Annotated in this window: 12 protein-coding genes; 2 read left to right on the top strand and 10 right to left on the bottom strand. The window is 66.6% G+C overall.

From position 1 onward, the window contains the following. Nucleotide 1 precedes the first annotated feature (1 nt). Entirely contained in the window at nucleotides 2–1,144 is a 1,143-nt protein-coding gene (locus AC1PQG_RS04210) for an MbnH family di-heme enzyme (protein ID WP_481121405.1), read from the top strand. Next, nucleotides 1,125–2,324 (top strand): hypothetical protein, encoded by a 1,200-nt coding sequence (locus AC1PQG_RS04205; RefSeq protein ID WP_481121404.1) that lies wholly within the window; start codon nucleotides 1,125–1,127, stop codon nucleotides 2,322–2,324. Before AC1PQG_RS04210 ends, AC1PQG_RS04205 begins: the two co-directional genes overlap by 20 nt. A gap of 4 nt (nucleotides 2,325–2,328) precedes the next feature. Here the strand turns inward: AC1PQG_RS04205 and AC1PQG_RS04200 are convergent, their stop codons facing one another. The 10 genes from AC1PQG_RS04200 to AC1PQG_RS04155 form a co-directional block, all read right to left on the bottom strand. After that, entirely contained in the window at nucleotides 2,329–2,949 is a 621-nt protein-coding gene (locus AC1PQG_RS04200) for a response regulator transcription factor (protein WP_481121403.1), read from the bottom strand. Between the two features lie 17 nt (nucleotides 2,950–2,966). Beyond that, nucleotides 2,967–5,876, bottom strand: coding sequence for an ATP-binding protein (locus AC1PQG_RS04195; RefSeq protein ID WP_481121402.1), 2,910 nt, complete (start codon nucleotides 5,874–5,876; stop codon nucleotides 2,967–2,969). An 81-nt stretch (nucleotides 5,877–5,957) separates the two neighbouring features. Continuing rightward, on the bottom strand, nucleotides 5,958–7,364 hold the full coding sequence (locus tag AC1PQG_RS04190) for an OmpP1/FadL family transporter (protein ID WP_481121401.1): 1,407 nt from the start codon (nucleotides 7,362–7,364) through the stop codon (nucleotides 5,958–5,960). Between the two features lie 31 nt (nucleotides 7,365–7,395). After that, nucleotides 7,396–8,409 carry a 2Fe-2S iron-sulfur cluster-binding protein gene (locus tag AC1PQG_RS04185; RefSeq protein WP_481121400.1) on the bottom strand — a complete coding sequence of 338 codons (1,014 nt, stop codon included), beginning with the start codon at nucleotides 8,407–8,409 and terminating at the stop codon, nucleotides 7,396–7,398. 15 nt (nucleotides 8,410–8,424) lie between these two features. Beyond that, entirely contained in the window at nucleotides 8,425–9,411 is a 987-nt protein-coding gene (locus tag AC1PQG_RS04180) for an aromatic/alkene monooxygenase hydroxylase subunit beta (RefSeq protein ID WP_481121399.1), read from the bottom strand. Between the two features lie 49 nt (nucleotides 9,412–9,460). Beyond that, a complete protein-coding gene (locus AC1PQG_RS04175) occupies nucleotides 9,461–9,775 on the bottom strand; it encodes an MmoB/DmpM family protein (protein WP_481121398.1) in 315 nt (104 codons plus the stop codon). Nucleotides 9,776–9,814: 39 nt separating this feature from the next. After that, nucleotides 9,815–10,150, bottom strand: a complete 336-nt coding sequence (locus tag AC1PQG_RS04170) for a monooxygenase system ferredoxin subunit (RefSeq protein ID WP_481115507.1) — start codon at nucleotides 10,148–10,150, stop codon at nucleotides 9,815–9,817. Nucleotides 10,151–10,178: 28 nt separating this feature from the next. Next, nucleotides 10,179–10,439 carry a toluene-4-monooxygenase system B family protein gene (locus AC1PQG_RS04165; protein WP_481121397.1) on the bottom strand — a complete coding sequence of 87 codons (261 nt, stop codon included), beginning with the start codon at nucleotides 10,437–10,439 and terminating at the stop codon, nucleotides 10,179–10,181. 82 nt (nucleotides 10,440–10,521) lie between these two features. Next, nucleotides 10,522–12,027 (bottom strand): aromatic/alkene/methane monooxygenase hydroxylase/oxygenase subunit alpha, encoded by a 1,506-nt coding sequence (locus AC1PQG_RS04160; RefSeq protein ID WP_481121396.1) that lies wholly within the window; start codon nucleotides 12,025–12,027, stop codon nucleotides 10,522–10,524. A gap of 400 nt (nucleotides 12,028–12,427) precedes the next feature. Continuing rightward, nucleotides 12,428–13,978 (bottom strand): methyltransferase regulatory domain-containing protein, encoded by a 1,551-nt coding sequence (locus tag AC1PQG_RS04155; RefSeq protein ID WP_481121395.1) that lies wholly within the window; start codon nucleotides 13,976–13,978, stop codon nucleotides 12,428–12,430.

Here is a 13,978-nt window from a genome sequence, read left to right as displayed (position 1 = left end):
CATGCGCCACGCCTCCCTGATCGCCTCCGTCGCCCTGGCCGCGAGCATACTCGCCGGCCTTGCGGCCGAACACGCACTGCAACCGCAGCCAGCCTGGCAGTGGTCCCTGCCCAGCTATCTCAAGCCGCCGCGAGTGCCCGCCGACAACCCCATGTCGGAAGAGAAGTTCCAGCTCGGCCGGCGCCTGTTCCACGACACCCGCCTGTCCGGCAACGGCACCCAGGCCTGCGCCTCCTGCCACCTGCAGAAGCTCGCCTTCACCGACGGCAAGGCTGTCTCCACCGGCTCCACCGGCGAGACCACCGCCCGCAGTGCCCCGTCCATTGCCAACAGCGCCTGGTATCCCACGCTGACCTGGGCCAATTACTCCATCCTCGATCTCGAACGCCACATGCTCGTCCCCATGTTCGGCGAGAACCCGGTGGAGCTCGGCATCAACGACAGCACCAAGGAAACGGTGCTGCAGCGCTTCCGCGCCGATCCGGACTACCGGACCCGCTTCGCCCGGGCCTTCGGCCCCGGCGGCGACGCCATCAGCTTCGCCCACCTGATCCAGGCCATCGCGGTGTTCCAGCGCGGCGTGGTGTCGGTGAATTCCCGCTACGACCGCTTCCTGCAGGGCCAGCTCACCCTCAGCGACGCCGAAGCCCGCGGCCGCGCGCTGTTCTATTCGGACCGCGCCCAATGCGGCAACTGCCACAGCGGCCCCACCTTCAGCGACCAGTACGCCGACACCGGAACACGGACGGTCCAGACCCCGTACCACAACACCGGCCTCTACAACCTCGACGGCCAGGGCGCCTACCCGGAAGACAACCGCGGCATCCTCGAACTCTCCGGCCAGCCCCGCGACATGGGGCAGTTCCGCACGCCCAGCCTGCGCAACGTGGCCGTCACCGCCCCCTACATGCACGACGGCAGCGTCCCCACGCTGGAAGCCGTGCTCGACCACTACGCCGCCCACGGCCGGCGCATCGCCGACGGCCCGCGCGCCGGCGACGGCAGCCGCAACCCGCTCAAGGACGCCCGGCTCGACCTCATCCGCCTGAACGCCGACGACAAAGCCGACCTGATCGCCTTTCTCAAGACCCTGACCGATGAAGACCTGCTCACCAATCCACGCTATGCCGACCCGTTCAAGTAGCCGCCTCGCCGCCCTCCTGCTCCTTCTGGCCGGCCCGGTCCACGCCCACGAGGCCCACGACGCCGACGGCGGCGAGCGACTCAGCGTCATCGGCGGCATCGGCCTGATGTCGCTGCACGCCGACGATCCCTACCCGCGCCCCCGCCTGCCCGGCGTACTCGAAGCCGGCAGCCCGCGGGCCGACGACCGCCGCGACGGCCTCGACTACGCCGAGATCGGCCTGCGCGCCCGCTTCACGGACCAGCTCCAGGGCTACCTCAAGATCGGCCACCACGGCGGCCGCGATGCCCGCAACGAAACCGAGGAGGCCTGGCTGGACGGCCACATCGAACCGCTCACCGACCATCGGGCCAGCCTGCGAGCAGGCCGCCAACTCGTGCCGCTGGGACTGCTCAACCCGGTGCATGCCCACGCCTGGGACTTCGGTGTCGCGCCGCTTGCCCTGCGCGCCGCGGTCAATGAGTCCTGGCGGGCCGACGGCTTCAGGGCCGACTGGAATCTTCCCGGTGGCTGGAGCGCCGGCCTCGGAGCCTGGCGCAACCAGGGCTTTCCGGGCGCCGACGCCGGCGGCCTCAAGCTCGTCACCGCACGCGGCGGCTGGCGCAACGACAGCCTGCGCATCGAGGCAGGCTACGCCAATGTGAATGCGGACGGCCGCGCCCTGCTGAGTACCGGCAACATGGGCCACACCCACAGCGTTCCCAGCTGCACACGCATCGCCAGCGACCGGGTGTGCTTCTTCGGCACAGCCCAGCTCCTCACCCTGGCAACCCGCTGGCAGCCAGCCGAGAGCCGTTACTGGATGGGCGGCGAATGGTGGATCAAGCGGGAAGACGGACGCCTCGACAGCATCAACGGCAGCCCCGCCTACACCGGCACCCTCAACGGCGGCTGGCTGGACGCCGGCTGGCGCCCGGCTCAGGGCTGGGAGACCATCCTCCGCATCGAACGGGCGGTGGCACGGCACGATCTCGTCGGCGCCAACGCCGGCCTGGTGGCCAACCAGTCGGGCATCGCCGAATCCGGCCACGCCCTGCGCGCCATCGGCGCGGTCGTCCAGTGGCGCCCCGCCGGCGGCCACCGCCTGGCCGCCGAATGGCATCGGGAACAAGGCGGCGGGCCGACCAACAACATCTATCTGCTGCGCTACCAGTTCCTCTTCGAGAAAGGCCTGTTCTGAGGCTTCAAGCGCCCGGCACGCTCAGCCGCTCCACCATCCGCACCAGATCCGGCAGCCGGGTGACACCCATCTTCTGCATGATGTTGTGGCGGTGCACCTTCACCGTCATCTCGGACACCCCGAGTTCTGCCGCCGCTTGTTTGTTGAGGGCGCCCTTGACCATGAAGGTGATCACTTCGCGTTCGCGGGCGGTGAGGGAGTCGTAGCGGCGGCGGATCGCGCCGACTTCGCTTTCGTCCTTGTACGACGCCCGCGCGCGTTCGAGGGCGGCGTGGATGGCGTCGAGCAGGTCGTCGTCGCGGAAGGGCTTGGAGAGGAATTCGACGGCGCCCTTCTTCATCGCCAGCACGGCCATCGGAATGTCGCCGTGGCCGGTGATGAAGATGATCGGGATCGACAGGCCGTCCTGCGCGAGCCGCGTCTGCAGTTCCAGCCCGTTGAGGCCGGGCATGCGGATGTCGAGGATCAGGCAGGCCACGCCGGGCGGGCGCTGCGCCGCCAGAAAATCCTCGGCCGAGGAAAAGGTTTCGACGGGCAAGCCGACCGAGCGGATCAGGCTGCTCAACGCCTCCCGCACCGACAGGTCGTCATCCACCACGTACACGCGTTCTGGGCTGTCCACCATGCTGTCTCCGTGTGTTTTCAATTGTCGGGGATCGTGAAGCGGAAGCAGGCGCCCGGCCCGGCGCTGCGCTCCAGCCACAGGCGGCCGCCGTGGTTCTCGACGATGCCGCGGCTGATCGCCAGCCCCATGCCGAGGCCGTCCTGCTTGGTGGTGTAGAAGGCGTCGAAGAGCTTGGCCTCCACGCCTTCGGGCACGCCTGGGCCGCTGTCCTGCACCGAGAATTGCAGCCCGCCGGCCGACGCCGGCTCGACGCGGATCTGCAGCAGGCGCTCGCGGCCGGGCAGGTCGCGCATGGCATCCACCGCATTGACGATCAGGTTGAGGATCACCTGCTGCAATTGCACCGCGTCGGCGATCAGGCACGGCGTGGGCACCGGCAGTTCAACGCGCACCTGCACGCCGGCCTCGACGAGCATGGCCTGCAGCATCTGCAGGAGCTCGTCGAGCATGCGCGCCACATCCACCGGCTCGCGGCGGATCTCGCCGGCGCGCAGGAAGCCGCGGATGCGCGAGATCACCGAGCCGGCCAGGCTGGCGTCCCGATTGACCCGCTGCAGCGCGGCCTCCACTTCGCCGAGGTCCGGCGCCGGCCGGGCCAGCCAGCGCAGCGCGGCCTGGCTGTTGGTGATCACCGCCGACAGGGGCTGGTTGATCTCGTGGGCGATGGAGGCCACCAGCTCGCCCATCGCGGTGAAGCGCGCCACGCGGGCCAGCTCGCCGCGGGTCGCCGCCAGCGAGCGTTCCGCCTCCATGCGCAGCGTGACGTCCTCGACGATCACCGCCAGCATCGGCCCGTCTTGCGCCATAGCCGGGATGCGCGACGCGCACACGTTGGCCCACAGGTAGCCGCCGTCCTTCTTCTCGTAGCGCTTCTGGGTCTTGTAGCCGGGCAGCTCGCCGTCGAACAGGCCATACACGTTGCGCTGGGCGGTTGCCCGCTCGGACGGCTCGGTGATCTCGATCAGCGACACACCGACGATCTCGTCGGCACCGTAGCCGAGCATGCGCTGCAGCGCAGGGTTGGCGGACAGGATGCGCCCCTCCCGGTCGGCCAGCGCGATGCCCACCGCGGTGTTCTCGTAGAGGCCGAGCCAGCGCCGGTCGGACACCTGCAGCGCGGTGAAGCTGCGTTGCAGGGTCTTGCGGCTCTCGACCAGCCCCGACGTGAGTTCGAGGATATCCGAGGCCTGGGAGTTGAGCTCCCGCTGCAGGATGTCCACGGTGCGCTTGACCGTCACCAGATTACGCGCGCGGGCACACAGCTCCTGGGCCGAGAAAGGCTTGATCAGGTAATCCTGCACCAGGTTCTCGAGGAGGTTGGAGCGCAGCGCGTCGTCGGCCCGCGCCGACAGCACCAGCACCGGCACGTTCGGGTAGTCCGGCAGCTCGGCCAGCGCCCGCACGAAGCGTTCGCCGTCCCAGCGCGGCATCATCAGGTCGGTAACGATCAGGTCCGGCGGATCGGCCACCGCCGCCTCGAAGGCCGCCTCGCCGTCCTCACGCAGGATCACGTTGTACTCGCCCGACAACACGTCATGCAGGAAGAGGCGCAAATCCAGATTGTCCTCGGCCACCAGCACCTTCGGCTTGCCCGGCTGGAAGGTGCCTGGGTGGAAAGTCTCCTCGTCGGGCAAGGACAGCCCTGCAGCAGGGGACGGCACAGCTTCCGCCGCGAGCAGCCCCTCGCGCCCCGCACCCGCACGCACAAAGGCGCCATCCGGCGCGCGGGCCGGCAGTTCCACCTGGAAGCACGCGCCGCCGCCCGGCGCATCGACCACCACCACCGTCCCCCGGTGCAGCTCGACGAACTCCTTGACGATGTTGAGCCCCAGCCCGCTGCCCCCCGCGCCGAGGCCTTCGCGCCCCTGGGTGAAGCGGTCGAAGATATGCTGCTTCATCTCGTCCGGCACACCCGGCCCGGTGTCCTGCACGCTGATCAGCACACGGCCGCCGGACAGGTGCTCGAAGCTGCAGGCGATGCGCCCACCCGGCGGCGTGAACTTGAAGGCGTTGGACAACAGGTTCTCCACCACGCGGGCGAACTTGGCCCGGTCCACGTCAGCGTAAAGCTCGTCCTCGCCGCGCAGGCTGAAGCTGATGTGGCGGTCCTCCACCGCCGCGTCGAAGCCGGCGGCGATCTCACGCACCAGCGCCACCAGGTTGGCCTGCACGTAGGCCATCGGCATCCGGTCGGCATCGATGCGGGCCAGGTCGAGCAGGTTGTTAACCTGCTGCAGCAGGGAGCGCGCGTTGCGCTGGATCGTGGCCAGGCGAAAGCGCTCCCGCTCGCCGAGGGCGGCGCCTTCGTGGATCAGCTGCTCCACCGGGCCGAGGATCAGGGCCAGCGGCGTGCGCAGCTCGTGGCTCACGTTGGCGAAGAAGCGGGTCTTGTAGCCGTCGAGTTCCTTCAGACGCTCCAGTGCCGCCTGCAGCTCGCCGTTCTTGCGCGACAACTCGGCGCTGCCGGCGATCTTCTCGGTGATGTTGCGCCCTTCCGGCAGCAGGAAGGCCACCTGCCCGGCGTCGTCGAGGATGGGCGTCAGCGAGAAGTCGATGACGATGGTGCGGCTGCCGTGCTGGTCGCCGAACACCTCGAAGTCGCAGCGCACGAAGCGGCCCGTGCGGGCCTCCTCGATCATCTCGCGCACCCGCTGGCGCACCTCTTCCGACACCTCCCACCAGCGCGCCTGCCAGAAGGGCTTGCCGATCACGTCCTCCAGCGCCAGGCCGGCCCCGTCCAGCGCCGCCTGGTTGATCTCCAGCACATTGCCGTCCAGGTCCAGCAAACCCAGAAACTGGTACATGGAATCGAGAATGATCCGTGCCATCTTCTGCCGGCGTACGTCCCGCGCATCGCCGGCCTCGATGACGACCCCGCGCACCGAGGTCTGCCGGGCCACCCTGCAAATCTTGTCGTCGGGATTCATCCCGTCCTCTCCCAATGCGGACAGGCCGCGGGGACAAGATCTGTCCCCGCGGCCGCCCTTTTTTCTGCCAAGGATGCGCGTTCAGAAGCGATAGGTATAGGCCAGCGTTGCGTTGTCCTGGGCGTGGCTCACCCGGATCGGCGCCGAGGTGTTCGGCAGGCTGCCGTTATCCATGCTCTCCTGAAAAGCGTGGGACCACGCGAAATCCACGCTGGAATTCGGCGACACCGCGTAGCCGAAACCCGCCGACAGATGCTTGCGCGGAATCGCCGGGATCACCGCGAACAGCGTCGAGCTGGGCAGCGCCTGCTGCGCAAAACGGAAGCCGCCACGCAGCGTCCAGCGGGAATCCGCCTGCCAGGCACCGCCCACCGCCAGGATGGTCTGGTCCTTGTAGTTCTGTGGCAGCAGGATGTTCAGATCGCCCCCGGCATCGGCGGCAAAGCCCACCTTGATGTCCTTCATCACGCTGGACCAATACACCCGCGACAGATCCGCCGCCAACGTGAGGCGCTCATTCACCCGCTGGCTCACGCCGAGGTTGAGCACCGCCGGCATCTGGAAGTCGCGGATGCTGATGCGGCCCTGCAGCGGCACCTGCCCCGCCACGCCATCGACGGCCGTCAGCGTCGCCCGGCCCTCCATGTCCGACACATGGCTGCGGCCGGTGTAGGCGGCGCCGACACGGGTCGCCTCGGAGAACGCGTAGGTCATACCAACCCGCGGCGTGTAGCCCCACGCACCGATGCCGCTCGCCACCGGTGAATTGCGGGTCAGGCTGAAGTGCGCGCCGCGCAGGTCCGGCAGGCCGCCGAGCACCGGCAGCAGCGAACCGGACACCCGCCCGGCGCCGATCAGGCTGCCCACCTGGTCGGCCCCCAACAGCAGGTTGAGGTTCATGCCCTGCCAGGTGGCATCGATGCCGGCGCCGACGGTCAGCGCTTCCGACACGCGGAAGCTGGCCGCGAACGGAATGTTCAGCACCAGCAGGCGGCTCGAATTCTCCAGCCCCGTATCCAGCCCGCCGGTCGCACGGGACAGGAAGCTGCTGCGGCCAAACTCGGTGCCCAGCCCGCCCTGCGCAAAGGCGCCGACGCCGAAGGTCCACTCACCCACGCGGCGGCTGTAGGCCACCTGCGGCGCGTAGTAGGGGCCACGGTTGGCGCTGTGGTTGCTGGAGCTCACACTCTCGCCGGTGCTCTGGTTGCGCACGTCGATGTCGGTGGTCACCAGATCGACGCCGAGCAGGAAGGCGTTGTCGGTCTGCATCAGCGACAGGGTCGCCGGGTTGGTCATCATGCCTGCCGGGCCGGTGTCGAACGCCGTCGCCGCACCGCCCATGCTGCGGGAGACCGCCCCGAAGCCCTCCAGGCGGAACACATCGGTGGCACAGGCGCTGCCGCCGGCCGCCGCGAGGGCCAGCGCCACTGCGCTGACGGCCACGCCGCGACGCTGCCCCCCCTGCCCCTTCGAATACCGTCTTCTCATTGTTGTCTCCGCATCGGTTCCAGCCGGAACCTCAAAAGAATCGATCGAAATGGATCTGCTCGAAGGGCACCCGATGATCGACCATCAGCATTTCCTGCAGGGCCTGGGTCATCGGCGGTGGACCGGCAAAGTAGAACTCATAGCTGGAGAGGGCGGCCGGCAGGGCCTGGGGAAGGCGGGTGTGCACGAAGCCCGTGACACCCGCCCAGCCCTCTACGCCTGGGGAGGAGACCACCGGGCAGTAGACGATGTGCTCACTGAAGCCGTCGAGCGCGGCGAGCATCGACTCGCCGCACACGTCACGGGGCTCCCGTGCGCCGTAAAAGAAATAGAGTTTGCGCGGGCCGAGCATCCCGGCCTCCACGGCCCCACGGGCGATGGAGATCATCGGCGCGAGGCCGGAGCCGCCCGCTACGCAGACCAGATCGCGGGGCGCATCGGTGCGCAGGTAGGCCACGCCGTAGGGGCCGTCGAGCCCGATCTCCATGCCCGGACGCAGCAGGTTGAACAGGGCGTAAGTGCCCTTGCCCTGCCCCACCCGGCGGATCTGGAAATGCCACTCACCCGCCTTGTTGGGCGTGTTGGACAGGGAATAGGCGCGGGATGACCCGACACCCGGCAAGTCGAGCATTGCGAACTGGCCGGGCAGGAATTCGGCCGGCCCCTCGGCATGGAAGCGGAACTCCCGAATGTCGTGGGTAATGTCGGTGACGCCGGTCAGCACCACGCGACGCCGCTTCGGCTGGACGGCCGGCACGTATTCCTTGCCGGTCGGCGCCTTGATGGTCACATCGCCCACCGCCCGGCACTGGCAGGCCAGATGGCGCCCGCGGCGGCGGTCGCGCTCGCCGAGGCCCGGCGCGTCGGGCCACAGGTCCTCGACCTCGCCGCTCAGCAGCTCGAACTTGCAGCCGCCGCAACCGCCGGAGTTGCATTCATAGGAGAGGCCAACACCGCCCCGCAGCGCGGCGCGGAGGATGGTATCCCCCGGCGCCTGCTCGAAGCGGCTGCCGTCCCGCTCATTCAGGATCAATGGCGCGTTCATGGCATTTTGGCCCGCTCAGAGGCCCAAGCTGCGGCGAAAGTCGCGGGTGGCGGCCTTGGCGGCTTCGGCGGCGCCCGGCACGTCGGGCAGCACTGCGCAGTAGGCATCGATGGCACGGTCGGCCAACGGCTCCCACTTGGCGATCCAGCCCTGCATCAGCTCCTTGTTGCCCGGCGTTTCCTGGGCCATGGCGGCAAAGGCCGTCGCCCAGCGGCGGTGGCGGGCCACGTCGGTCAGCTGCGCATCGGTGATCAGGCCCAGCAGCGTGTCGCCGTTGTGGCGGGCGGATTCGCCGAGGCGGCGCAGCACGGTCTCCTCGACCGCCGGCTTGACCACCAGGTTCAGCACCACCACGGCCTCGCCCCAATCCCACACGGTCAGCGCCTTCTCCATCAGCTCGCGGAAGCCCTGCCAGGCGGAATCCTCTTCCCAGTAGCGCCGCTCGTCCGCGCCAAAGCCCTTGTCGGCAAAGGTCTGGGACAGCTCCTTGGTGCGGTAGGCGGTGTGGCTCAGCCAGCGCAGGCTGTCGGCCATCTGGAAGTAGTTGCAGTTGGTCAGCGTGCTGGCCGGCGACACCTGGCCGACGTAAGCCGACGCCATCTGCAGCGTATGAAACAGGTAGCGGGCCGGGGTGTACAGGCGGGCCAGCGTGCCGGCCCAGCGCGGGTCGAGGGCCTTGTCGTGCTCGCGCTCGTTGAACTGGTCGAACAGGCCGAAGACGTAGGTCTCCTGGCCGTCCTGCATCAGGTTGTAGGTGCGATAGACCACCTCGTCCGGATCGCGGAAGGCGTTCCAGTCGGCATGCTTCAGCGCGGTACCGAAGGTGTTCTTCTTGTACCACTGGTTCATGAACATGTTCGGGTCCAGCTCGTAGGGCGAGTCCGGGCGCTTGTCGTTGTAGTGCAGGTTGGTGCTGACGATCTCGTATTCGCTCGGCTTGCGGCGGCGGGCGGCCAGGTGGCTCCAGGTCTTCTGGGGCTTCAGGACTTGAATCTCGGACATGCGGTGTCTCCTCGCGTCTTTCTTGTCTGGGGTGGCGGTCTGCGGCCGCTCAGAGCGTCTTGTTGAAATAGAAGCGGATCTGGTCGTCGCGGCTCTCGATCTGGCCGGCGAAGGAACTCAGGTCCACCTCCAGGTCGTTCATGCGGAACGGGCGCCCCAGCTCCTCTTCGATGGTGGCCTGGCGCAGGATCATTTCCTGGTCGGCGTGGATGCGGATGTAGGCGCGCTTGTCATCCACGAAGATTTCCTTGCCCGGGTTGTCCACCTTGGCGGCCTCGATGACCGCCTGGGCCAGATCACCGGCGCGCATCACCGGGCCAACCATGTTGTTGTGATAGGCCTGCGCCGAAGTTGCAGTGCTCATGCTCGTGTCCTTTTAAATAGAGGTGGCCTGCAGCGGCGCTCAGCTGTGGGCAAACAGGGGCTCGACGCCCTCGGTGCTGACGAACACATCGTCGCCATCGATCTTGACCGGATAGCTCGCCAGCGCGCAGTCGTCCGGGTTGATGCCCTTGCCGGTGCCGGCGTCGAACTGCCACAGGTGAGCGCGGCAGATCAGCTTCTTGCCGTCGAACTTGCCTTCCGACAGGGCGATGTCCTGGTGCGGGCAGATCGCCTGGAAGGCCTTGATCTCGCCGCCGTCGGCACAGACCAGCAGCACCTCGTGGCCATTGACGGTGTAGGGCGCCATCTCCCCTTCCCACACGTCATCGACCGTACATACCTTGGTGAAACTCATGCTCTTGCTCCTCGATCCGGCGAGTGCCTCAGGCGGCCTGCCAGATGATGTCCACCGTCTCGGTGGGCTTGAAACCCGCCTCGGCAACCTTCAGGTTGCGCGGCAAAAACTCGGTGCTGCCGTGGCGGCGCACCCGCAGGATGTGGCCCGGCCGGTCACGCACGCGGCGGCCGACGGAATGCACGGCGGCAGCAGCCGCCACCTCGTCCATGGTGTGCTCCGTATCCACGGGCACCAGCTGCAGGACGAAATCCCCCTCGAAATTGGAGGTCAATGGAAAAAGGGCCATGGTGTAAATCTCCTCGTGTGGCACACGGCGCGCCGGCAGCAGGCCTGCCGGGCGCGCCGATCAGGGGGTCAATGGGGAAAGATCAACCCGCCTTACGGGTCTCGCGGAGGGCGCGGTAAACCTCGGCCCAGGCATAGTTGTGGGCGTCGTCGCCGATCTCGCCCGGGGCCAGGCCCATGTACTGCAGCGCCCCGCCCAGATCCATCGGCTGGATCATCCCGGCCAGGAAGCGATCGACGATGGACAGGTGGCCGGCGTAGCGCTCGGGCTCCTGCTGGAACACCCAGCGATCCACCTCGGAGCCGAAGTGGTACAGGCGGCCGTTGTATTCGAGGGGGTAGTCCTTCACGTCCCAGCCCTTGCCCGGCACGCCGAGGATGGGCAGCTGGCACATGTTGCAGACGTAGGGCAGCGTTTCCGGATAGGTCTTGGCCATGTTGCCGTCGACCACGTTGTCGATGAACACATCCCAGCACTGGCCCCAGGTGTCGTTCCAGCCGGGGTACTTGGCTTCCAGCCAAGCGCGTTCGTCCGGGGTTACGCCGGCGGCCGGGTTCCACCACAGGGTCGGGCGCCAGAAGTAGGAGCCCAGGTGCATGCCGTGGTGGGTCTGGCCGATGTCCTTCAGGAAGATGTCCCAGTACCAGGGCAGGTCCAGGCCCATGTCGGTGAGGGCGCGCTCGAACTGGGCGACGATCCACTCCTCCATGAACTCCTTGAAGGACTGCTTGCGGTGCTCCAGCGGGGTGTAATAGTCCATGATCGGACCGGTCAGCACCGAGAACAGCTTCCAGGCGCCCCACACCGCAATATCCACGCGCTTCTGGGCTTCTTCCTTCTTGCCGTTCTCGATCAGCACCTTCAGGGCCGGGCCGCCGATCTGGGCGTGGCGCGACTCGTCCGTCTGGATGCTGGAGATCAGGTTGGCGAAAGTATGGTCGCCCGCCTCCGCCGCATCCGCGGCAAGACCGAGGAACTGCATGTTGGTGAAGCCGGTCTCGAAGCTGAAGGTCAGCATGATGGAAACGCTGATTGCGTCCCGCGTCATCATGATGTCGTCGAAGAAATGGCGGGCCGCGATCATCGCCCACTCATTGGTGTCGTAGGCCTTGAAGGCCCAGTCCATCTGGCGGTCCTTCGCCACGTGCTCGTGGGGGAAGTAGAGCTGCATCTGGCCGTGGCGGATCTCGTCCATACAGCCCAGCGTGGACATGTTGCGCATGCCCGGCGCCTTGGAGAACCGCATCATCCGCGCCTCGGCGCTGGCCGCCGCGTATTCGCCGCGGGCAATGGCGCCGTAGTGCGCCTTCATCACCGACTTCCAGCCCGGGTCGGCGTTTTCGAAGATCCGGCTGCGCTCCAGCGCCGCCTTCACCGAATAGGCCCCCGCATCCTTCTCGCGCTGGACCTTCACGTATTCCGGATAAGTCTGCTTGTAGGGCTCGTCGTAGTTTTCCCAGGCGCTCAGCGGCAGACCGAATTCGCCCGACAGCTTGGGCGGAAACAGTTCGTCCTCGGTAACGTACTTGGGTGTCCAGTTGGTGGAACGGGCCAGGTCATACCAGTCCATCCGATTGAGTACGGCCATTCATGTCTCCTTCATAACGGGATGCAGGAGCCCTGCAGCTCCCCCTCGTATCCGGTCGATCTGCGCCGACCGGAGCGACTAGCCGAACCGACGCTGCGTTTCGACCGTGTGGAGGAAAGTTATAAGGAAACAAAAACTCGGGGTATTAGACGATGGTTTAGGTGCTGTGCACCATGGGGGAGACGACGCTGCTTCACGCCTCTAGATCAAGCCTTCAAGCCGCTTCAGCCACGCATCGAAATGCGGGCATGCGGCCCGTATGGCATCCTTGTGGCCGGGGCTGGTACGCACAAGATATCTTCGTTGATACAAGGCAATACGCAATTCCGCGCAAGGAATGGTTGTAATCAATAGCGCGGACCAGCATCACCTGAAGATCATGATCAGGGGGCAGGAGGTTTCAGTTGCTCCCACCCCGGGCGATCAACAAGGCCTTCAGGATCGGGAGCTGCTTGGCGGCGAAAGATCTTGCCCGGGCGGTCAGTTCAGCGAGGTTCTCTTCAGGGCTTTCCAGCGTCCTGCCTTCCATAACCAGTCGCTGGCCCTGGACTGTCATGATTTGCCAGGCGTCCTGTGCCCACTCGGCCGGCTCCTCCTTGCCTGCCTTAAGCGCGGCAAGGAACAACTGCTGGAAGCGGTTCAGGGCAATCCCCCCACCGGTCACCGGGCTGGACAGGAAGCCAAGCTCATTGCTCCCCCGCGCTTTCCGGCACAGGTGAGCATTGAGCCGGTCGGTTTGCGGCCTGGCCCGGTCAATCACGCGGTCGTCCTGCGCCATCGCCATGTGCCCCGCGCCGGTAAGCACCATCACGGCCTCGATGATCTGTCTCAAGCTGAGTCCTGCGCCCGCCACGGCGCGCTCGATCTCGCCAAGACTACGCACCCGATGATCCGCGAGCAGATCGAGGATGGGGTGATAGACCGACTCGGTCAGCGTCACCTCCCCCACCGCGGTACGAAGCGTCAGCGACACATCGGGGCTACAAGTGGTCAGGATTACCCGCTGAGCACGCAGGGCCTCGGCCCTCTCCAACTCATTGAGCTTGCGCGCCCCCCTGACCCAGTAATCGCGCCGGAACTGCTGATTGACCAGGAAATCGCGCGTGGTCTCGCGGAACATCGGGTCGGGAATGTCTCTCAGGAAAATCTGCTGTTCACCAGACAGGCTCAGCGCCTCGATGTGGTCGAGACAATACGCGGAGCAGGCGTAATCGAGCTTGGCCGGCGCCAGCCACTTGGCCATCGTTGCGAAATGCATCGGATGCCAGTCGCGGTTGAAATACTCATGCGCAAGGTACTGGCGGCTATGCTCCTTGAGCTTCTGCAGGCGCTCGGCCACGAAGGGATTGGCCTGGCTGAAAGCCGGGTTCAAGCCCAGCAACTTGTCGGCAAAGGCCAACGCACCGTCGATCCGTTTGACGATACCGTGCCCCTCCGCCCCCAGGACATCCGCATGCTCGGTGAGCAGATGGCGCATCGGCGCAAAAGACGCCCAGCCCGGCTGCGTGTTGTAGCTGATGTAGAGAACACCCCCAACCTTGAGCTTGCGCCGGATGAAATCGACGATGACCTGGCGATTCTCGTCCGAGATCCAGCTCCAGATGCCGTGCAGGCCGATGAAGTCGAAATCGGGCAAATCGGTCCGCTGGGCGAAATCGGCAAAGGCTTCATCGAATAGCTGGGCGCCTGCACCGGAGGCGGCGGCGAGCTCCTGCGCAAAGCCTGCCTGGCTGGGGTTGAAATCGGTGCCGTACCACTGCACGACGCTGGCCGCGGCGTGGAGATTGGCCGACAGCCCCTGGCCAAAACCAAGTTCGCACGCAGCCCCCACCTCTGGAAACACGAGCCCCTGATAGGAAAACGCGAGCTTGATACGCTGCGGATTCAGTTCCGTGTAATAGCCATAGGTATAACCAATATCGGCCACATAGCCCGCAGTCCAGTCATTCAT

Source organism: Zoogloea sp. GDB6 (assembly GCF_056724105.1).
The sequence above is the reverse complement of the archived record's forward strand: the minus strand, read 5'-3'. Positions and strand labels throughout refer to the sequence as shown.